General features: G+C 39.7%; 25 protein-coding genes and 1 other annotated feature. Of the genes, 6 read left to right on the top strand and 19 right to left on the bottom strand.

The genetic code is table 11. The features are described 5' to 3' along the window. Window positions 1–76: 76 nt before the first annotated feature. Window positions 77–316: a hypothetical protein gene (locus LC090_RS18990; RefSeq protein ID WP_226659598.1), complete on the bottom strand. Its 240-nt coding sequence runs from the start codon at window positions 314–316 to the stop codon at window positions 77–79. A gap of 133 nt (window positions 317–449) precedes the next feature. Between LC090_RS18990 and LC090_RS18985 the strand changes: the two genes are divergently transcribed. Then, window positions 450–809: a hypothetical protein gene (locus tag LC090_RS18985; RefSeq protein WP_226659595.1), complete on the top strand. Its 360-nt coding sequence runs from the start codon at window positions 450–452 to the stop codon at window positions 807–809. Between the two features lie 4 nt (window positions 810–813). Here the strand turns inward: LC090_RS18985 and LC090_RS18980 are convergent, their stop codons facing one another. The 4 genes from LC090_RS18980 to LC090_RS18965 form a co-directional block, all read right to left on the bottom strand. After that, complete coding sequence (locus LC090_RS18980) at window positions 814–1,281, bottom strand: hypothetical protein (RefSeq protein WP_226659594.1); 468 nt, start codon at window positions 1,279–1,281, stop codon at window positions 814–816. After that, the gene (locus tag LC090_RS18975) at window positions 1,278–1,484 is read right to left on the bottom strand and encodes a helix-turn-helix transcriptional regulator (RefSeq protein WP_226659593.1); all 207 of its coding nucleotides are present in this window, start codon (window positions 1,482–1,484) and stop codon (window positions 1,278–1,280) included. Before LC090_RS18975 ends, LC090_RS18980 begins: the two co-directional genes overlap by 4 nt. A 126-nt stretch (window positions 1,485–1,610) precedes the next feature. Next, window positions 1,611–2,102, bottom strand: a complete 492-nt coding sequence (locus LC090_RS18970) for a universal stress protein (RefSeq protein ID WP_226659591.1) — start codon at window positions 2,100–2,102, stop codon at window positions 1,611–1,613. Window positions 2,103–2,214: 112 nt separating this feature from the next. Further along, entirely contained in the window at window positions 2,215–3,564 is a 1,350-nt protein-coding gene (locus LC090_RS18965) for a TrkH family potassium uptake protein (protein WP_226659589.1), read from the bottom strand. Between the two features lie 133 nt (window positions 3,565–3,697). Here LC090_RS18965 and LC090_RS18960 point away from each other — a divergent pair, with 133 nt between their 5' ends. The 3 genes from LC090_RS18960 to LC090_RS18950 all read left to right on the top strand — a co-directional run bounded on the left by LC090_RS18960 (window position 3,698) and on the right by LC090_RS18950 (window position 6,637). Beyond that, entirely contained in the window at window positions 3,698–5,281 is a 1,584-nt protein-coding gene (locus LC090_RS18960) for a GAF domain-containing sensor histidine kinase (protein ID WP_226659587.1), read from the top strand. A gap of 13 nt (window positions 5,282–5,294) precedes the next feature. Further along, entirely contained in the window at window positions 5,295–5,954 is a 660-nt protein-coding gene (locus tag LC090_RS18955) for a response regulator (protein WP_226659585.1), read from the top strand. Between the two features lie 134 nt (window positions 5,955–6,088). Beyond that, on the top strand, window positions 6,089–6,637 hold the full coding sequence (locus tag LC090_RS18950; RefSeq protein ID WP_226659582.1) for an NADPH-dependent FMN reductase: 549 nt from the start codon (window positions 6,089–6,091) through the stop codon (window positions 6,635–6,637). 44 nt (window positions 6,638–6,681) lie between these two features. Here LC090_RS18950 and LC090_RS18945 read toward each other — a convergent pair whose 3' ends face one another. From LC090_RS18945 to LC090_RS18900, 11 genes are all read right to left on the bottom strand, one after another. Further along, on the bottom strand, window positions 6,682–7,764 hold the full coding sequence (locus LC090_RS18945) for a Ger(x)C family spore germination protein (protein ID WP_226659581.1): 1,083 nt from the start codon (window positions 7,762–7,764) through the stop codon (window positions 6,682–6,684). Beyond that, window positions 7,761–8,855: a GerAB/ArcD/ProY family transporter gene (locus LC090_RS18940; protein WP_226659580.1), complete on the bottom strand. Its 1,095-nt coding sequence runs from the start codon at window positions 8,853–8,855 to the stop codon at window positions 7,761–7,763. Before LC090_RS18940 ends, LC090_RS18945 begins: the two co-directional genes overlap by 4 nt. A 22-nt stretch (window positions 8,856–8,877) precedes the next feature. Then, on the bottom strand, window positions 8,878–10,368 hold the full coding sequence (locus LC090_RS18935; RefSeq protein WP_226659579.1) for a spore germination protein: 1,491 nt from the start codon (window positions 10,366–10,368) through the stop codon (window positions 8,878–8,880). Between the two features lie 116 nt (window positions 10,369–10,484). After that, window positions 10,485–11,927 (bottom strand): NADP-dependent isocitrate dehydrogenase, encoded by a 1,443-nt coding sequence (locus LC090_RS18930; protein ID WP_226659577.1) that lies wholly within the window; start codon window positions 11,925–11,927, stop codon window positions 10,485–10,487. A 267-nt stretch (window positions 11,928–12,194) separates the two neighbouring features. Next, entirely contained in the window at window positions 12,195–12,770 is a 576-nt protein-coding gene (locus tag LC090_RS18925) for an SCO family protein (protein WP_226659575.1), read from the bottom strand. Window positions 12,771–12,932: 162 nt separating this feature from the next. Next, on the bottom strand, window positions 12,933–13,700 hold the full coding sequence (locus LC090_RS18920) for an SDR family NAD(P)-dependent oxidoreductase (protein WP_226659573.1): 768 nt from the start codon (window positions 13,698–13,700) through the stop codon (window positions 12,933–12,935). Window positions 13,701–13,773: 73 nt separating this feature from the next. Then, the gene (locus LC090_RS18915) at window positions 13,774–14,094 is read right to left on the bottom strand and encodes an ArsR/SmtB family transcription factor (RefSeq protein ID WP_226659571.1); all 321 of its coding nucleotides are present in this window, start codon (window positions 14,092–14,094) and stop codon (window positions 13,774–13,776) included. A gap of 91 nt (window positions 14,095–14,185) precedes the next feature. Continuing rightward, the gene (locus LC090_RS18910) at window positions 14,186–14,632 is read right to left on the bottom strand and encodes an NUDIX hydrolase (protein ID WP_226659570.1); all 447 of its coding nucleotides are present in this window, start codon (window positions 14,630–14,632) and stop codon (window positions 14,186–14,188) included. Between the two features lie 147 nt (window positions 14,633–14,779). Then, complete coding sequence (locus tag LC090_RS18905; protein WP_226659569.1) at window positions 14,780–14,920, bottom strand: hypothetical protein; 141 nt, start codon at window positions 14,918–14,920, stop codon at window positions 14,780–14,782. A 23-nt stretch (window positions 14,921–14,943) separates the two neighbouring features. Next, the gene (locus LC090_RS22040; protein WP_255648201.1) at window positions 14,944–15,066 is read right to left on the bottom strand and encodes a hypothetical protein; all 123 of its coding nucleotides are present in this window, start codon (window positions 15,064–15,066) and stop codon (window positions 14,944–14,946) included. A 105-nt stretch (window positions 15,067–15,171) separates the two neighbouring features. After that, window positions 15,172–15,477: an ArsR/SmtB family transcription factor gene (locus LC090_RS18900; protein WP_226659684.1), complete on the bottom strand. Its 306-nt coding sequence runs from the start codon at window positions 15,475–15,477 to the stop codon at window positions 15,172–15,174. Between the two features lie 301 nt (window positions 15,478–15,778). Between LC090_RS18900 and ctaG the strand changes: the two genes are divergently transcribed. Beyond that, window positions 15,779–16,684 carry a cytochrome c oxidase assembly factor CtaG gene (gene ctaG / locus LC090_RS18895; RefSeq protein ID WP_226659568.1) on the top strand — a complete coding sequence of 302 codons (906 nt, stop codon included), beginning with the start codon at window positions 15,779–15,781 and terminating at the stop codon, window positions 16,682–16,684. Between the two features lie 637 nt (window positions 16,685–17,321). Here ctaG and LC090_RS18890 read toward each other — a convergent pair. Next, complete coding sequence (locus LC090_RS18890) at window positions 17,322–17,810, bottom strand: hypothetical protein (protein WP_226659567.1); 489 nt, start codon at window positions 17,808–17,810, stop codon at window positions 17,322–17,324. Window positions 17,811–17,954: 144 nt separating this feature from the next. Here LC090_RS18890 and LC090_RS18885 point away from each other — a divergent pair, with 144 nt between their 5' ends. Next, window positions 17,955–18,686 carry a TraR/DksA C4-type zinc finger protein gene (locus LC090_RS18885; protein WP_226659566.1) on the top strand — a complete coding sequence of 244 codons (732 nt, stop codon included), beginning with the start codon at window positions 17,955–17,957 and terminating at the stop codon, window positions 18,684–18,686. Window positions 18,687–18,715: 29 nt separating this feature from the next. Here the strand turns inward: LC090_RS18885 and argS are convergent, their stop codons facing one another. Both argS and LC090_RS18875 read right to left on the bottom strand, forming a co-directional pair. Further along, complete coding sequence (gene argS, locus LC090_RS18880) at window positions 18,716–20,398, bottom strand: arginine--tRNA ligase (RefSeq protein ID WP_226659565.1); 1,683 nt, start codon at window positions 20,396–20,398, stop codon at window positions 18,716–18,718. A 58-nt stretch (window positions 20,399–20,456) separates the two neighbouring features. After that, window positions 20,457–20,672 (bottom strand) — a binding site (T-box leader). A 44-nt stretch (window positions 20,673–20,716) separates the two neighbouring features. Beyond that, a complete protein-coding gene (locus LC090_RS18875; RefSeq protein WP_226659564.1) occupies window positions 20,717–20,920 on the bottom strand; it encodes a hypothetical protein in 204 nt (67 codons plus the stop codon). Window positions 20,921–21,093: the final 173 nt, after the last annotated feature.

Below are 21,093 nucleotides of genomic sequence, written 5' to 3'. Positions count from 1 at the left end.
ACTAACCATACAATTCTTCTATTATTCAAAAATGCCTCCTACCTTTTAAAAACAAAAAATCGTGCCTCAGCACGATTTAAGAAGGTTTTATTTTTGAAGTAATGATTAAACTGATTACAAATGATAAAACCAAACTTATCAGATCAATGGGATTATATAAAAGTCCGAATGTCACTTTACTCGTTAATTGCTGCCCCTTCCCCCAAGCAGTTAACCACTCTGGTTGGAAGACAGCATTCACAATCGAACCAATCATTAAGTTTAAAATAAAATAGAGGCAAATCAGACTAATTGTAAATATAACATATTTCTTCAAAACATCATGCTCCTTCTTCAAACGTCTTCTGCGTTATTGTAACCTGTTCGAAACAGATTTCTCAAATTTATAGGAGACGCACACCCTTATAAGTAGTGCCATACGGTAATAGTAACACGTATGCAGGAGGAAAATGATGTCATTTAACAACGATCAAACTAGCGAATGGCCTTATTCTCCCTTTTTCCATCCTTATTATCGTCCTTTCCCGCCTATAGAAGTGACCCGTTTCCAGCGTTCCGCTGCAACATGTATAAATCTCATGGAGGAAGGACGAAAACTTTTGGATAAAGTGAACAAGGATGCCCAATTTGCTCATGAATTAAAAGATGCAGCACAAAAAAATGATCATTCTCATGTTCATTCTTTAATTCAAGAAGCTGGTGTCACTTCTTCCTTCCACCTTGCCTATACCCCAGATGCCATTCGTATCGATTTTAATGAAGGAAACGAAGAGAGTTGTAGCGAATTCACTGTGAAACTTTGCTGGTAAAAGCTCATTTTAACTTTCTACGAAGAGAAAAATAGAATACGGTCATTTGAACAAATGGTAACAGTAGCAAAACAAGAATAGGATAGGCTGAGAATTCCTTAGAAATGACCGGTTGCAAAGTCATAGCTGCAATTAAAAGTGGCGAGGCAAACATCATCGCAATGTAAGCATTTCGACAAGCATGAGCCGTCAAGTTCTTTTCTCGTTCATCGTCTTCACATAGTTCGGAAGGAAGCAGAAGTGCTTCTTTCCACCCTTTGTTATTTCTTCTCTTATTGCGAGTGATCACGAATCCAATGATACTCACAATCAGGAGAGTGATAAGGATAGGCGTCATGTTAATCATTACTCCATCCCCATTACCGCTCATGAAATTTCGAAATTGAAATGCTGCATCGTAATAGGTTACCATTGCCCATCCAAAAAGCCCAAGAACAGTGACATTCATCATGTAAATCACAGATAACTTCATTCTGATTCCTCCTGTAATTGAAATACTTCTTCCATAGACATATCAAATTCACGACAGATCTTCATGGCAAGCAATAAAGATGGGACATACTCTCCCTTTTCCACAGCAGCAATCGTTTGTCTTGTTACATCCACTTTAGAAGCTAGCTGCTGCTGTGTTAATTGGAATCGCGCCCTTAGTTCTCTAATTCGATTCTTCAACATCACCTTAACTCCTCGCTCATCTCTTATAATTGTATTCTATACCAAACAAAATGTTAAGTAAACCTAACTTTAAGTTATTTTTATTTAACATCTAAGCAAATAAAAAAAGCCTGGTTGCCCAGGCTTTTATTTTACAATTAAAACAGGACAAGGAGACTGTTGAGCGACTTTCTCACTAACGCTTCCGAGTACCCATTTTTTAATACCACTTAATCCTCTGCTTCCAATAACAATTAAATCAGCCTCAGTCATTACAGCGAGATCGACAATTTCTTTTGCGGGATCACCGCTTCTTGCTTCGGAATGGACATTCACACCCATATGATGTAATGTCTCCTTTACTTCACGAAGTATGGCTTCTCCCTCGCTTCTTTCAATCATGACACCATTTTGTCCTTCTGGAACCGGCGCCGGGACACCAGCATGTCCTTCATTTCCTATACTTCCTGTACCATAGGGAATTCTTGTCGCTGGTTGGCTTGAGAGTTTATTAGAGTCTTTTGCAACATGCACTAAATGAATAGAAGCTTTGCTTAGTTCTGCTAATTTAACCGCTTGGTGTAAAGCTTTTTCACTATCCTCAGAACGATCATAAGCAACTACTATTTTTGAATACATGATACCTTCCTCCTTAAGATTTAGAAGTAGTATACATATACCCCCGCCAAGAAGAAAATATCAGCTCTAATGAAAACGTATTCCTATCGATATATTTGTCATAGAAGTCTCACTATCCAGTAATAATTGGTTCCTTCGGATAATGATAATGCTCAACTGAAGTTTTCCCACGCATCATGAGTAAGAAAGAAATAATTCCGATTCGTCCAACAAACATGAGAAATATAATAACACATTTTCCAGCAGTGCTTAACTCAGGGGTAATTCCAAGAGATAAACCGGTTGTTCCAAAAGCTGAGGTTACTTCAAAAACAATTGCCGCTAGCGAGAATGATTCTGTTGCTGAAAGAATCACCACTGCGAGACCACACAGTCCGGTTGCTGTAAAAATAACGATAAACGATTTAATAATATCATCATGAAGGAGCTCTCTTCCAAAGACTTTCACGCTTTTCCGTCCCCTAGCAAAATGAATAACCGTTAACACCGCCACAGCGAAAGTCGTTGTTCGAATACCTCCTCCTACGCTACTTGGGGATGCTCCAATAAACATGAGTAAACTTAGCACCATTTGAGTCGGCAAAGTAAACTCGCTCACATCCATTGTAGCGAGGCCACCATTTCTCGTCGTAACAGACTGAAACAAAGAATAAAACAGTGCTTGATCCCATGATTTATCTGCCATGAAATTTCCGGATTCCAACACCCATATGAGTACAGTTCCTATTAAAACAAGGGAAAAAAATGTGACGGTTGTAACCTTAGTAAACAAGGTAAATCGATAAGCTGCTGTTTCTTTCTTTTGAAATAAGTAATCTTTTAATTCAATCAGAACAGGGAACCCGATTGCACCTAAAATAAGTAAAAGCATATTGATGGTTTGAACAAAATAATCATTTGCGTATGGCACAAGTGAACTACCGGTAATATCAAACCCTGCATTTGTTGTAGCACTTACAGAAGCAAAAAATCCCTGAAGAAATGACTGTTGCCACGAATCATAATACTTTAATAAATAAATCCCGAGAATAACGGTTCCGATTGCTTCGAATAAGAGAATAAGTCCAAGAATTTGCCTCATTAAGTTTACTAACCCTGCTAAAGTGCCTCGATTTTGATCTGTACTAATCAGCTGTCGTTCTTTCATACCGATTTTCTTGCCCATTAACAACCAAACAAACGTTCCAAGTGTCATGATGCCGATACCACCAAATTGAAGAACAAACGCTAGTATGTAAGTCCCCACTGTACTAAACGTATCAGCAGTAGATACAACTGTTAGCCCCGTTACACTAATAGCGCTAACCGCTGTAAACAATGCATCGATAAAGCTCCACTTCACATCTGCTTGATGGGCAATTGGAAGACTTAACAGAATGGTCGACAGCACAACAGCTGTTAAATAGAATAGAACAATGAGTTGAACTGATGAAAGCTCTGTCGCTTTCTCTTTAATTTTCATACGCTTTTCCTCCCTGATCCTATAGCATGATCATGACGGTAACCGGCTCTTTTGTAAATACCGCTCTTTAGAGAATAACCCCGTCTATAGTATAATAAACGTTGTCAATTGTTTGAATATTGGGGGAATATCAATGGAAGAACAGCGTCATGAACGGGAACTACTTACTTTAAAAACAATCGCAGAGACATTAAATCGGTCAACAGATCTAAAGCCTATGCTTCAAGCTGTCCTTGAAGATTTGTTAAGTGTAACTGGTTTAAAAACGGGCTGGATCTTTCTATCACCTCATAAAAGCAAGTTTACGTGCGAAGCTGATGTTAAACTTCCCGCCGCTCTCGCTCAAAAAGAGAAAGAACCAATGTGTAACGGAACTTGCTGGTGCTTAAATAAATATTGGGATGGACGATTAAATCAGGCAGTGAATATTATTGAATGTAAGCGTTTAGAAGATGCCCTTCATCATAAAACGGGTGATACAGAAGGACTGACGCATCATGCGACCGTTCCGTTAACGGCTGCAGGAGAATCTTTTGGATTATTAAACGTCGGTTCTCCAGGAAAAGAAACTTTCTCAGACGAAGAATTAACGCTTCTAGAGTCTGTTGCCTTTCAGATTGGTACTGCCATTAAAAGAATACGTCTTTATCAAGATGAGCAAAAGCGAGCGGAGAACTATATAAACTTAGGGACATTAACAAGAGAATTGTGGCGACATGAATGTGCTGATGAGATCATTAGTGCGATTGTGCAACATACCGGACAGACTTTCAACTGGCCATTTGTCGGCTATTTTTCCAAAAGTACTCCTAACACGATTCTCCATTCTTTCTATAAAAATGGAGAGATTCGTATCACGGACAAAGCTTATTCTAAGGAAGCGATTCATGAATTACAAGAAGCCGCTCGAAGTGATCAGCCCGTGCCGCTCCAAGAGAATGATTTTCCTATTCATTTAGAATATCCTGTGATTCAAGCAAAATATGTGATGATTCGTGATGAGGAAATTGGTATTTTATTTGCGCTTCACGAATCCTTTTCAAAAAATGATGGAGAAATCTTACAAGCAGTTGCCGATCATATGGCACTGGCCATAGAACAAGCTCGTGTGAACGACAAAAGACAGGAGCTTATTCTAGCGGAAGAACGAAACAGACTTGCAAGAGACTTGCATGATTCGGTCAGTCAAAAGCTTTTTTCCCTATCCATGACCGCACGCGGGGCACAAAACATCCCTAACGTTCCTGCTATACTTAATGATGCCTTAAAAGACATTCAACATCTTTCTCAAGAAGCTATGCAAGAGATGAGAACATTAATTTGGCAGCTTCGCCCTGTAGGAATCGAAGCGGGACTTATGACTTCCCTTAAATCTTACGCCGTTGGATTAGGTCTGAACCCGAATTGTGACGTGTCTGGTTTTAAACTTCTTCCTCGGCCTATTGAAGAAGCCCTTTTTCGAATCGGACAGGAGTCACTTAATAACGTTCAAAAGCATGCAGGTATAGCCGACGTCACTCTTCACCTTCTCATCAATGAACAAGGTGCCACCCTTACGATTGTTGATACTGGAAATGGATTTAATCAAGAAACGGTCGGGGATTGCACACTTGGACTTAGAGGAATGAAAGAGCGAGCAGCACTACTTGGAGGAAGCCTTTCGATTTTTAGCAAACCAAAAAGTGGAACAAAAGTTCAGGTTAGACTGCCACTATGAAAGAGGGATTAACATGGAAAGAAAAATAAAACTACTATTAGCTGATGATCATCTTATGGTAAGAAAGGGTCTGCGCTTTTTTCTTGAAACCCAGCAGGATATTGAGATTATCGGTGAAGCTGCAAACGGCAAGGAGGCGGTCAGACTAGCAAAAGAATTAACTCCTGACGTCATTTTAATGGATTTAATTATGCCAGAAATGGATGGCATTGAAGCAACAAAAGAATTGAAAAGAAGTCTTCCTCATATCAAAATTATTATCTTAACCAGCTTTTCAGATCAAGACCATGTTCTTCCAGCTATTAGAGCTGGCGCAGAAGGCTATCAATTAAAGGATATTGATCCTGATGAGTTAATTTACACCATACGAGAAGCTAATCGCGGAAATCGTCACCTTCATCCTCTAGCTACAAATCAGCTTATGTCACAGCTGGCAGAAAAAAACGAGGCAGAAGAAGAGCGGAAACTCTCCTTGCTTACCCCACGGGAGCGAGATGTGTTAGGAGAAATAACGTTAGGGAAAAGCAACAAAGAAATAGCAGCGGCTTTGTTTATCACAGAAAAAACCGTTAAAACGCACGTGAGTAGTGTTCTTTCAAAACTCAATTTCCACGACCGCACTCAAGCTGCTCTCTATGCAACAAAACAGAACTGGTTTGAAGATCAATCCTAAGACTAAAGTATGAGTTATGATCCCTTCTTCTTTCCGATGCAAGTTGGTTGGATGTTTCCTATGCTAATAAAAGATTCATTTGCTCACAAATGAGGTATGGAAAGAATATAGAGGTAGTAGAAAGGAGTACCAAAATGAAGATAATGGTAATGAACGGCAGTCCAAGAGACAAATCTATGACAAGAAATTTAACAAATACGGTGACCGATCAGCTAGATGAGAAGGAGATCGAGGTACTTACATTCGATGCAGGCTTTCACGAGCTGCCATTGTTCAAAGGAAGAAAAGAAGACCTTAATCATCCAGAAGTACAGCGCCTAATTGCTCATGCTACGCAGGCAGATGCGTTCGTTATTTGTTCTCCCGAGTATCACAATGGAATGAGTGGAGCATTAAAAAATGCTCTTGATTACTTAGGAGCATCCCATTTTAAATCGAAACCTACGGCTCTTGCGTCTGTAGGTGGCGGAGGAAAAGGAGGTATTAATGCTCTTAATAATATGAGAACGGTTATGAGAGGCCTGTATGCCCTAGTACTTCCTGACCAATTTTGTGCAGACCCTACTTGCTTTGATGAGAAGGGGTATATGGTAGAAACAAAAGCAAAGGAGCGACTGACACTCGTAGTGAACGAGCTGGTTTCGCTCACCACAACAGTTGCAAAGAAAACTGAAGTGAAATGAACATTCTCTAGCGTACTTTATCAAAGTACGCTAGAGAATTTATATTATTCAATCACCCCAGATTCTGTAATCGTTACATCCATTTTAAATGTAATATCCATGTCCGGGTATCGCTTATTCCAATCCTCCTTATTAAAATCTCCTCGCGTAACACTTCTAACATTATTCCCTAATGAAAGAGGATCAATATTAAGCGATTGGAACTCCTCAATCATTTCGGACCCCTTTTTTTCTATTTCTTTCTCCATCGTCATCTCGATTTCTTTTAACTTAGCAGGCGTAAGCTTCTCACCAGAATATTCTTTTATGACACCAAGCACCTTACCATGAAGTACGATTTTATTGCTTCCAATCATCTTCAAGTTAAGATCCCTTTTTGAAGCAATATTATAAATAGCTGCATGTTCTTCATCATTAAGACTGACCGTAAATGAATCATTACTTGAAAATTTCTGGTGTAGCACTTTAAATGTAAAAAGATCTTTCGCATCGATTGAACTAACCATTTTATCGCCTTTAAATAAGGCAATCCCCATAATTTTCACCTTATCTTCATCAAGCGCCACCAACGGGAGGAATGGATCATTTCCCTCTGAGTAAAAATTGTATAAAAAATCATGCAGGTTCGTTTCTGGAAGCATCCCGTGCCTACTATTGTGACTCAGCGTATCATGAATAAATGTACCGGTGTCCACATTCCCATAATTGGTCTTTAACAGCGTTTCCATGTCGCTACTTGATATCCCTAAAAAAACTCTTGACCCTATGGAAGGATCTCTTTGAAGCGTATCGACCAATTCAATGATCCCTTCTGTTTCTGCAATATCTTGACTGAAAAGCGCGACCTCTAATTTCCCACTCACAAATGGTTTTGGTGATTCTGAGTTGTATTGACTTCTTATTTCTTTACTTAGCTCTGCTGTCTGAACAAATACATTATTTTCAATTCTTCCATCTGCTTCATATTGAGGTGAGACGGCTATTCCTTTAATTTGACCCATTTCTCCATCTGCATCAGGAAGATCATATCCGATAATCGTCACCATCTGAATGTCATCAAGTATACTTTTTTGAACACATCCTGTTAGGAGTATCATACTCACTAAAAAAAGAAATAGTCGAGTCATCCTGCTCCATCCACCTTCCCTTTGATATACTGAACAACAAATAAAAAGGGAACATATACATACACAAAAAAGAAGCCTACCTTGCTTGTATATTCATTCAGAAGGTCAATACTTTCTCGTCTTGCAAACAAACTACTACTTATTAAGACAAATACGAGGATTGGGATGGTCACGTTACGCTGACTAATGCGTGAAAGCCTTCTAATCCCTCTACCTCCTGCCCAAATGGTTATACAAAGATTTGGCAAAATCACAAGCGCCCATGAGGCAATTCCAATGTATTCAAATCGCTGCACAAAAGGCATCTCAGCAATTTTCCAAGTTGTAAGTGTAGCCCATATTGTTTTTTGGAGTTGTTCAGGACTAAAGAAGGCCAGTGTTGTAATCATAACTAGCGTGTATATAAAAACCGTTAATAAATGACCACCTTGGGCCCAGCGATGTGATTTTTCTGGCTCTTTAATAAACGGAAGATACATAAACAGCGTTGTAAAACCCAAATAAGAAAGAGAAGCGCCTTTTACTCCCTCATACATCTCTTTTATAGAGTGATTAAAAAAGGGAAGCAGATCACGAAAGTGCCCATAAAACAGAGGGAATATCATAGTAAGAACAAGGTAAAAAGGTAGAACAACACCAAAAAAAGAGATCCCAGCAACGACTCGAAACCCCCCAGACAAACAATAATAAACGAGTAGTAAAAACACGGTCCCAAAAATCCACTTATTTAAATCCGGAAACATCCAGACCTGAACCACTTCAATATACGTTCGTAGAACTGTTATACCCATTGCAATAAAATAAGCAATGGCGATTAAGCTAAGAAATCCACCTAGCCATTTTCCAAAAAGATTCTGGTGTAAAGAGATCAGATCTCCTTTTTCCTTCATCATAATCTTATAAATAAGAAAAATAATAACGTTCAAACTTAGTCCCGCCGCTAACACAGAAATCCAGGCATCATTACCTGCATGCTCAGCACTAATTCGTTGGAAGCCCATAACCCCCACTCCAACTTGAACAGAATGAACAAGATAAAAGACAAGAAATGGAGATACCTTATATTGATCTTTCACTTCTGGTCCTGCCACCTATAAGCATCTCCTTCCTAACTTATTCATGAAAATCATTTTTCTCCTTCTCAGTTACTGGAGTAAACCGTACAGTGTCCTCTGACTGTAAATGAATGGGACGCTTATTCTGAAATTTCAATGGAAATCTGATAATCGCATCTTTTAAATCCTGTACACGTAACGGATAAAGAGGCTCAAGGAAAGGTCTTCCCAACGATTTAAGCTTAAGAAGATGCGCAATTAAGAAACTAAAGCAAACAGTTACTCCAAGGAGTCCCCAGAGGTGAGCAAATAAAAGGAAAGGAAATCGCGTTAATCGAATCGTATTGCTCATGCGATAAACTGGAGTGGTAAAGGACGCGAGCGCCGAAAGTGCGACGATAATTAACAATACGTTACTTGTTAATCCAGCTTCAACCGATGCTGTTCCGATGACAATACCGCCAACAATACCAATCGTTTGACCTACTTTTGTAGGTAGTCTTGCTCCTGCTTCTCTCAACAACTCAATTGATAATTCTAAGAAAATAGCTTCAAGTATTGGCGGTAGTGGAATACGTTGTCTTGAACTGACAAGTGTACCGAGTAAATCTTTGGGAATTAATTCATAATGATATGTTAGCGTAGCGACATAAACAGGTGTGACAAGAATGGAAAACAAAATAGCAAAAATACGAATCAATCGTGCGCTTGATGCAACAATCCAGTTAACAAAATAATCTTCAAAGGCTGAGAAAAATTCCACAAGAGTGGTTGGTCCTATTAATGCCTGTGGGGATCCATCTGATAACACAACAACCTTGCCTTCACATAAAACTGATGTCACCCGATCAGGCCTTTCTGTATCAATCAATTGTGGAAATGGAGAGTTTCGATTATCTGTAATCAACTGCATTAACACAGAACTATCCACAATCTGATCAACCTTAATATCTTCAAGTCTTTGTTTCACAGTGTTAACGTTCTCTTCATTTGCAATCCCATCAAGATAGAGAACGACTACCTTTGTGTTGGTCAGTTTACCAACCGTTAACTCATAGGCTTTTAGCTCATGAACCGGAAGGCGTTTTCTAACTAAGTGCATATTGGTATCTAGCGATTCTACGAATGCTTCTTTAGATCCGACCACAGTAAATTCTACCTCTGGCTGTGTTACGGCTCTTGCTTTTTTTACTTGTGATGGAATCAGGGCACAATCTTTTGCATTAGCATTTAAACGAATAATGACATACCCGCGCATGACCTTCTCACAAATCTCTTTGAGATCGTCCGAAATGATGACACCTGGTATTGGTACTCTTTCTGGTATATCCTGCAACGTCTTTAACGGTTTTTCTACTAGGTATGGAAGAATATGATCATTTAGCTCGGTTTCGTGAACGAGCGTTTTGAAGTAGTAAATAAAAAAAGAGCTATCCTTTTGCTTGCTTTCATGATGGAGAAAATCTCCTGAATCCTTGAGGTTTCGAATAAGTTCAGGAAGGTTTTTCAACTTATCAGGAGAGCGACTTTTTTTTAACCATCGAAGCATATTTTTCACCACGCATTCACAAGTTCTCCTAGTAGTTTTAGCAATTCAGTTTAATTTATCCAACTCGAAAAAGTGTGCAATAAAAAAAGCGCGCCATTTCGGCACGCTTCTAATGTTTATTGTCCTTGAGCTAATGAGTATGCAATTTTCCCATCAAATCGATATAAATTCTCTATCTTAATCCAATCTAATTCTTCCGACTCAATTTGAGTTAGTAGCTCACGAATCATTCCCTGTGTTTCTGTTTTACCTTCACTAGGCTGGAATCTACAGCGCCAGTGATCGGATAAGAACGTTTCAGAGAATCCGTTTGGATATACTTTAACCCCACGATTTGTCATCATCACGAATTCATGATGACTTGCTTCCGCTGCACGAGTGAGTTTCTCTGCAATCTCATCAATCGTAAGCGTGTTGTTAAATAAAAATACGTCTGTTCCGTCGAGTTCACGCTCAGGAACATAGTTCGGACGAGTCGTTTCTTCTTGCTTCTCTTCCACTTCCTTACTATAAACAACCGGAGCCAGAACAGAAGGAGATTGACCAAGACGATCGACTACAGCATTTGCGAATTCTTTCGTTCCTACAGCGTCTTTTCCTTTTGCGATATCGCCTGTTAAAACACCATCTTCAATCGTTTTCAACCAGGCGTTATGAATTTTCTCTGCTGCTTCAGGCTGTCCAATATGAACAAGCATCATTATCGCACCGTGAAGAAGACCAGATGGATTTGCAATCCCTTTACCAGCAATATCAGGAGCACTTCCGTGAATCGCTTCAAACATCGCGATTTGATCACCAATATTTGCAGAACCGGCTAAACCAACGCTACCTGCAATTTGAGCTGCAATATCAGAGGCAATATCACCATATAAGTTCAATGTTACGATTACATCAAATTCTTCTGGGGAATCAGCAAGACGAGCCATACCGATATCAACAATGTAACTATTCGCTTCAATATCAGGATATTCCGCTGAAATTTCTTTAAATACCTGATGGAAAAGACCATCACTTAACTTCATGATGTTATCTTTCACAAGGCACGTTACTTTCTTACGATTGTTTTTGCGTGCATATTCAAAGGCATGACGAATAATTCGCTCAGACCCCGGTCGTGAAATAAGCTTCAAACTTTGTACAACGTCCGGCGTTTGCTGATGCTCGATTCCTGAATAAAGATCCTCTTCATTTTCACGAACAATCACAAGATCCATATCTGGATGCTTATTTTCTACAACTGGATGATAAGAAACACACGGGCGAACGTTTGCATATAGACCCATAGCTGTACGAATCGTTACGTTAAGACTCTTATAACCACCGCCTTGTGGCGTTGTAATCGGCGCTTTTAAAAGAACTTTGGTTCGACGTAATGAATCCCAAGCTTCCTGAGGAATACCTGTTGAATTGCCTGTAAGGTAAACTTTTTCGCCAACATCAATAAATTCAGGCTCAATTTCAGCCCCAGCTTGTTCTAAGATATTTAGTGTTGCTTCCATGATTTCTGGACCGATTCCATCTCCAGTTGCCACGGTAATTGGACGCTTTTCTGCCATGATCTTCTCTCCTTCTCTGGTCTTTCAACACACACTGAAAAAGCCGGCAAGCTCTAGAGAGACAATACCGAATCTTCCTGATATCGTGAATTTTCCATTCTTCAAACTTCTCTAAACCTTTGTTTGAGTGATGGAAACAACCATCATTTTGTTATCGCTTTCCAAGGTTATTATAGAAATCATGTTCTTTTTTGTCAATTTTACAGAGTTTCTGACATCCATTGTTCAGTAAAAAGCCAGCCCTCTGTTTAGAGAGCTGGTTTCCTCTTATTGCAAGGCTGTAACGTCATCCACAATTTCTTCATAAGGAACATTAGATACACCAGAATACTTCTTCACGACTATCCCCTCTTTGTTGACTAGATAAAAAGCGGTACCGTGTATGAATTGATCGGAGTTTGGGTCAGCATCGACGGCTGTTTTAAAACTACTTTCTGCGAAGCTTTTAATTTCCGCATTATCATAACCTGTTAAGAAGTGCCAATTCGATAAATCGGCATCGAATTTCTCTGAAAACTTCACTAATTCTTCAGGGGTATCTCGTTCTGGATCGACTGAAAAGGAAACAAGTTCTACATCTACCCCAGCTTCAGACAGCTTATTCTGAAGCTGGGACATATTAGCTGTCATTGGTGGACAAACCGTTTCACAGTTCGTAAAGATTAAATCAGCGATCCACACTTTTCCATCCAAATCACTTAAACCAAACTCGCTATTCGTTTGGTCCGTATATGTAAAGTCTTTTACTTCCCAATCAAGGTCGTCGGGCACATCCTTACCACAAGCAGCAAGGATAACAAGTAGCGCCATTAATCCTGTAATAAATAAGAAGCGTGTCTTCATAAGATTAACCTCCATGAAAGATAAAATAATGTTCTCTCTTACCTTATCTCAAAATAAGGAAAGTTACCATAAGTTGATGATAATGGATTCGATCATTTCATGAACAAAAAACTGAATCAAAAAGATTCAGTTTTTTAGATTTGTATGAGTAGGAAACAGCATTTATTTTTCTTTCTGCATCCGTTTCACGATGGCGGTGACAAATTTTCTTGGCATGAAGCGGATCGATTTAGCTAGAATTTTATTTTGTGTACCGGGAATAATGACACTCTTGCCTCGTTTAAATCCCTCATATCCTGCTTTTGCAACAGAAAGAGAATTCATCGTACTCCCATCAAATAATTTTGAATTATCAAGATTAGCACGTGCACTAAAATCTGTCCTGGTCGGGCCTGGACATAGAGTCGAAACGGTGACGCCTGTTCCTTTCAGCTCATTCTCGATTGCCTCAGAAAAAGATAGGACATAAGCCTTCGATGCATAATAGACAGCCATCAAAGGACCTGGTTGAAAAGCAGCCGTAGATGCTACATTAAGGATCCTTCCTTTACCACGTACTGTCATTTCTCTCACAACTAACTTCGTCAAATGCGTGAGTGAATTAATATTTAAGTAAAGCATGTCCAATTCTGTCTGTAAATCCGTTTCCGTGAACTTTCCAAATAAACCAACACCAGCGTTGTTTACCAAGTAATCGATTGGCCTTCCCTTCACCTGTTCAAATAATTCTTCAGCAGCTCCAGCTTTCGATAAATCACAAACGATATGATCCACTTGCACCCCATATGCCGATAATTCTTGTGCGCGTTTTTCTAGCTTGTCTTTGCTTCGAGCTACTAGTATTAAGTTGCTACCATCTTTCGCAAATAACGTGGCAAGATCTGCCCCAAGTCCTCCAGAGGCGCCTGTAATTAATGCTGTTTGAGTCATAAAAGTTCCATCCTTTCACTGTTTCTTAAAGTTTAAACATTTAAACATAATGGGAATAAAGAAAGTAGAAGACTTAAAAACAAGTCTCTTCTACTTTGTCTAGTAGCATTTTCAAAACCGCTACTCCATCTTCTATTTGAAGAGAATAGAAACGTGTCGTCCCTTTCTGTTCGACAGAAACAAGCCCAACTTCACGCAAAATTTTTAGATGATGTGAGATTGCCGGTCGTGACAGACTGGATTGTTCTGTAATCTCATTTACACTTAGACAGTCGTGTTCACTAAGTAATAGGATAATATCCTGTCTGTATGGATCACCAAGCGCCTGAAAGAGTGGGGTACTTTTGCGAAAAAGTTGGAGCGCTTCCTGATGGTTATTTTCATTACTCAACATAGAAAGCTCCTATCTGTTTAAAAGTTTAAACATTTAACCTTTTAATATCATATAAGATTCCTAACCCGCTGTCAACGGAACAGAAGTTAAACTAATAACCCAGCTGACTTAACACCGTTTGATGGTTTGGATTAATGTTCTCCGGCAATGCATGAATGGGGAAATATTTCACTTCCGATACTTCCTTCGCGTCCAATTTAAATTCTTCACTACCACACACGCCAGAATAGACCACAATTACACTATACACTTCATCTCCATTCGGATATTGATAGTAGAGATTCTCTCCAGAAAAAACCGACTGAAAAGATAAATTCTGAATGGTTATTCCTAATTCTTCAAACGTTTCTCGAACGGCTGTTTCTTCGAACGACTCTCCTGGTTCCATAAATCCACCAGTTAATCCCCATAATTGGTTATCTGTCCTTTTTTGCATAAGGAGATGTGACTTTGATGAATCAAATAACAGTACCGCTACTCCTGGTAAAATAAGTGGCCTAGTCCCAACCATCGCTCTTAGCTCCTGAATGTAATCCATAGCTCCTCCTCATGAAACGTTGTACATACAAAAAAGCCTCTCGATTCGATCGAATAGGCTTTTTATCCATTGCTAAAGGCCCAGACCCAGTAAATGACTCCCCAGACTGCGCTTAATGACAATAATATGATTAGGAGTCGAATATTTTTAGTTCTCATTTTTCTCGATCTCCTCTTGCTGAACTGTTTTTTCTTTCCGCTTTAACATGTATAAGAAAAAACCAAACAAACCAAAGACGACAAAGAAAAGTCCTGTTGACATATAAACTAGAATTGATCCTATATCCATGACCGCTCCACCTTTCTTAGGCACTACCCGCTGTATGATAAATAGATAGACAATACCCCAATTACAATCATCGTAACAAATGGTAGAACAAAGGCCAGGAAAATAACAGCAGATTCCGTTTTATGCTGCTTTATTTTAGATAACAAGAAGCTATTCTCCTTTCACTTTATCATTCACGCCATTAGTATAACGGAGATTCACTTAATTTCACGTTACTTTAGTGAACGTTTCCGTACTATTCTAACATAAGTTTAATCGTGACAGGCATGGTGAATCGCTTGACGAAGCAACGCCATAACGTGTTGGTCATCAGGAGAATAAAAAATGCTCGTTCCTGCTCTTCTAAACTTAACTAAGCGCAAGTTTTTTAGAAAACGAAGCTGATGAGACACAGTTGACTGCGAAAGGTGGAGAGCATCCGCTATTTCACTAACAGAACATTCCCGATCAGCCAGTAAGTTCAAAATTCGAATTCTTGTAGGATCTCCAAGTGCTTTAAACGTTTGTGAAACGATAAAAAGCGTTTCTTCATCTAAGTCCAGCTTTTCATTTGTCATATCCTGACCTTGATTTTCCAAACTAATCTCCTCCGCTCACTATATGAACAAATATTCATATATCACTCTGCTGTCATTGTATGAAAGTCTTTAGCCTATTGTCAATACTCGCTTGTCACGATTCCTTCACAGAAACGCTAGAACCTCCCTTGAGTTCATATCCAATCCTTCTTACAATAGAAAGAGAAGAAAAAGTAAAGGCTTTCCTGTCAGAAGATAGGATGCATGTACATGATGTGGTATGATGAAAACGGTCAACATTTACTGAAAGGCATTATGATCATAGATGGAGGTGTTCCTAATGTGGGAACAATTATCGAGCACGTTTTCGTTTAGTGCTCTATGGAGCCCTGGAATTCTCGTAGCCGCAATTGTTATTGCTGGATTCTATTTACTTCTGACAGGGCCCTGGAAAGATAGCTTCAAGAATGCAACATCCGTCCCTCTTTATAAAAAGATCTTTTTCTTAATTGGGGTCGCCTTATTTTACATCGGTCTGGGTGGTCCATTATCACTCATGGGACATTTATTACTTAGTATTCACATGACAGAGATGGCTCTTGTTTATTTAGTTGCACCGCCACTCATTCTTGTAGGGACACCAGCATGGCTGCTTCGTCCATTACTAAATATCACCGTGATTCATAAAATCGTTAAGTTTTTGACTTTCCCAATTATTTCACTGCTTTTGTTTAATGGACTGTTTTCTTTTTATCATATTCCTGAAATATTCGACTACTTAATGGTTCACTATACTGCTCAGAACTTCTATAAAGCAGCGCTTATACTCACAGCTTTCGCAATGTGGTGGCCACTCGTTTGTCCAGTACCAGAATATGATACGTTATCAGGTGTTAAAAAGTTGGGCTACATCTTCGCTGACGGCGTCCTACTCACACCAGCCTGTGCGCTAATCATATTCGCATCTTCCCCTCTTTACGCAACCTATACCGATCCAACCGTATGGGCCAATGCTATGGGATACTGCGTACCAACTGGCACAACCGTTTCACCTGAATTATTTGACCAATTTAAACCGCTAGGCATTATGGAAGACCAACAGCTAGGCGGCATCATCATGAAAATCATCCAGGAACTATCATACGGCACTGCTCTCGGCTATATCTTCTTCCAATGGGCAAGAAAAGAACGCGAAAAAGATGCCGAAGAACTACAATCACCAGAATTCAGAATGAGTGAGGTTTAATATGAAAAGCGGAAGTGGGCGTTTAGGGTCGACAAGCGCTGGAGGCCTATCAAAAGAACACGCTCTTTGTGTTCATTTGATAGGGTGAAGCGATCGAGACCCTGCCCTCATCGAAAAGCGGAGACGAGCGTTTAGAAACGGAGATATTGGAGCTCTTGAACGAGAACACGTTCTTTGTGTTCTGGTGAAAGAGCGAAATATCGCAGTTTCTGCGAGTCGTAGCTAGACACGAAAAGCGGAAGCGCCCGTTTAGCCTCGACAAGCGCTGGAGGCCTATCAAAAGAACACGCTCTTTGTGTTCATTTGATAGGGTGAAGCGATCGAGACCCTGCCCACTGCAGCTGGATCTCAAGAAAAGCGAAGTGGGCCCGTTTAAATCCGCAGGATGTTGGAGCCCTTTCGAAGGAGACGCTTTTTGTCTCAATCGAAAGGGCGAAACAGCCGGAGGATTTGGCCCGCGCAGCCTAGACACGAAAAGCGGAGACGAGCGTTTAGAAACGGAGATATTGGAGCTCTTGAACGAGAACACGTTCTTTGTGTTCTGGTGAAAGAGCGAAATATCGCAGTTTCTGCGAGTCGTAGTTAGACACAAAAAGCGGAGCGGCCCGCTAAAAAAACAAAAGCCATGAAGCAAGCTTCATGGCTTTTTCTTTGTTTCCACATAGTTCTGTAACAAAACGCGAATCCAACTTCCAATCGCAACCCCAATGAATATACCGAAGATCGCAACAAAGGTTGGTGGAAGAAAAAAAGTTCCATCATCGATTTTCGAGAAAATGACACCCACTGTCGAGAAATATGCCCCCGCCACAAAAGGAAGGGCCAGAAATGCCCCTGCTTCCCGACCGGATTTTTCTTTCGCACACAAATAGCTTTCATAAATGGCAAACAAATAAACACATGGGTAAAACATCGCCCACTCGTAATTCGTCACAGCAATCGCTTGAGCTGATTTGCCTTGAAAACTATAGAGGATATTCATGTTTAAATTTGCATTCACATTAATGACAAATTCTAAAACAATAAAAAATGCCCCTCTTATGTACATTTTATTTAGGATCTGACCAAATCCTGGAAAGGCAATGCTCCATAGGAGCACTTCAAGAGGATACACATTTCTCTTCATTTTATCACCAGCTTCTCATCAACTACTCCTTTACTTTTTCCAAATTACTGGTATTTAATCCACCTTCATGGAATTATTTTCAGAAGTAACGTCTTCCCTTTTGGACCATACTACTGACATAAGTTAAGGAAAGGAGATTTTATAATGCTAACGACAGATCAACTCCGTTCATTTAAACAAATGATTCAGGAACGCATGGCAACACTTCGTGAGGAATTAGCGGATAATGATGAGTTTGGTCTTTCTCAATCGTTTACACAACATGCGACCGGGGAACTCTCAAATTATGATAATCATCCAGGCGATACAGCCACAGAACTTTATGAACGTGAAAAAGACCTTTCATTAAGTGAGCATGCGAAACAGGAACTAGCGGAACTTCATCAGGCTCTAGAACGTATTGGTAAAGGCAAATATGGTGTTTGCAACATTTGTGGGGAAAATATCCCGATCGAAAGACTTGTGACTCTTCCAACGGCAGCAACCTGCATCAAACACAGTCCCTCTCAGCAAACATCACAACATAGACCCGCCGAAGAAGAGGTACTTGGTCAATCATTCGGTGAGCATGTCAATGATAGCGACGCGAATTTTTTCGATGCCGAAGACTCCTGGCAACGAGCTGCAAGATATGGCACATCTGAAACGCCTTCTGATTTTATTGATCAACAGATGAACTATGATCGGATGTATATCGACTCGAATGAACTAAACGGATACGTTGAAGAAATCGAGACATTTTTATCAGCTGATATAGATGGCAAACCAACCGGCGTTATTCCAAACGAACGTCACGAACATTACGAAGATCAACTGGATGACTACGAAAGTCAAGCTTCTCAAGGAATGATTGAAGATACGGATTTGAACGGATGAAAAAAGCAGCCCGTATGTGGGCTGCTTACTTACATTTCTTTTGGTGCATGAAGACCCAGCAATCGTAAGCCTTCCTGTAAAACAATGGCTACAGCTGAAACAAGCTGAAGTCTCGCTTGTTTGGATGAATTCTCTTCTAACAACCGCACTTGTCCATAATACTTATTAAAAGCACGAGAAAGTTCCAATACGAATTTTGCGATTTGAGATGGATCGTATTCGGTAGCCGCTCGTTCAACTACATTTGGAAAATGACGAAGCTTGGTAACCACAGACCAGGCTTCTTCATCTAGCTCTTCGATGGTTTCGCCTTTCTGATAGTTCCCTTTGCGTAGAATGGAACACGCACGAGCATGTGTATATTGTACATAAGGGCCTGTTTCTCCTTCGACTCGAAGCATATCTTCAAGAGAAAAATCGATATCATTTCGACGATCATTTTTTAGATCATGAAACAAGACGGCTCCTACACCAATTTGTTGCGCAATGACACTTTTATTTTCTAAATTGGGATTTTTAGCTTCAATATTTTCTTTTGCTAGTTCAATCGCTTCACTTAGCACTTCTTCAAGCAAAACGACTTTCCCTTTTCTCGTCGACATCTTCTTTCCATCTTTTAGCATCATCCCAAAGTTAATATGATGCATATGGTCGGCCCAATCAAATCCTAATTTCTTTAAAACTTCAATTAACTGTTTGAAATGAAGACTCTGCTCATTTCCTACCACATAAAGCGACTGACTAAAGTCATACGTTTCATAACGATAGATCGCTGCAGCTAAATCTCGAGTAGCATAAAGGGAAGCGCCATCCTTCTTTTTAATTAAGCATGGAGGAGTGTCTTCGCCAAGGTCAACCACCATTGCGCCATTCGATTCTACTAAAAGATTCTTTTCTTCTAACATCTCAATGACTCGCTGCATTTTATCGTTATAAAAAGCTTCGCCGTTTGTGGAATCAAATGTGATGCCCATTAGGTCATAAATGCGATTAAATTCCTTAAGCGATTCTTCACGGAACCAATCCCACAAACGAACTGCTTCTGGATCACCTTGTTCTAATTCTTTAAAAGCCTTTCTCCCTTCATCCTCTAGGACAGGATCAAGTTCCGCTTTTTCGTGAAACAAAATATACAAGTTAAGGAGCTCCTTAATTGTCTGTTCACGAACTTTTTGCTCATTCCCCCACTTGCGATAGGCTGTTATTAATTTACCAAACTGCGTTCCCCAATCTCCAAGATGATTAATTCGGATGGGACAGTAACCCACTTTTTCAACTAGTAACGCCAGGGCATTTCCTATAACAGTTGAACGTAAATGCCCCATTGAAAAAGGCTTTGCGATATTTGGTGATGACAGATCGATTGTAACGGCTCCACCTTCCCCTATTTCTGAGCTCCCATACTTACCTTCCTGACTAAGTACTAGATGAATGACATCACTTGCAACCGTTGTCTTATTTAGAAACACATTAACATAAGGTCCAACCGCTTCAACTTTCTCAAAGCTAGGATCATTCATATCACTAGCAAGATTCTCCGCAATTTTATTCGGTGACATTTTTTCGAATTTTGCTAGTTGGAAACATGGAAAAGCGTAATCGCCAAGTGACTCATGTTTCGGGATTTCAATTCTTTGGATAAGGTCACCATACTCTACTACTCCATTACATGCTTGAACAAGTTTTTTTGCAAAAAGCTCTTTATACTTCATTCTCTTCCTCCTTATCTCATTAACCGTTTCTTTATAAACAAAAAATCTCCGTCTCTAAAATAGAGACGGAGATTTTTTCCGCGGTACCACTCTCATTGCTCAATACGGTAAATGAGCCAGCTTCTCTCGGGTAACGGTGAGTCCGACTGTTCCTACTGAAGTTCAAAACAGTGTCTTGAAAGTCCGGTTCATGTTAGGTTAGGTTCCGAGCTCTCACCACCCTCGAATCGCTTTATCCATTTCCAAACACTACTCTCTTTCGCTCTGACGATTAAATATGACTTTTATTATAGCTCATGTCACAATAATTTCAACTTGTTATTTGAAAACCATTGTTTCTTCTGACTGCATTTGAACGTTTTTTTCTCCATCCTGATAACCTTCCTCATAGGCTTCTCGATAAATTGACGTTAAATACATTGAAATTAGTTGTCTTACTTTGGGCTCTACGTTAACGACCTCTAGATGCTTCATACAACGATCAACCGCTAATTTTTCCTTTTGGACATTTTTACTCGTCAACGTAAGAACCACCTTCCTTACCTCTTTCTTTGATTATACATGAATTAAACAAGTTTTGTACATCCATTCGACAAAACTCGTTTTTATGTTTAATGAGGAGCTAAATCCAATCAAAATAAGACACCACCGCTTTTTTGACCCTTATTGGTACTATTCCTTTAAATCTTGATACA

Origin of the sequence: Guptibacillus hwajinpoensis, assembly GCF_020524165.1 — a bacterium.
Lineage (GTDB): Bacteria > Bacillota > Bacilli > Bacillales > Guptibacillaceae > Guptibacillus > Guptibacillus hwajinpoensis_D.
This window is presented reverse-complemented; position numbering and strand designations above follow the sequence as displayed.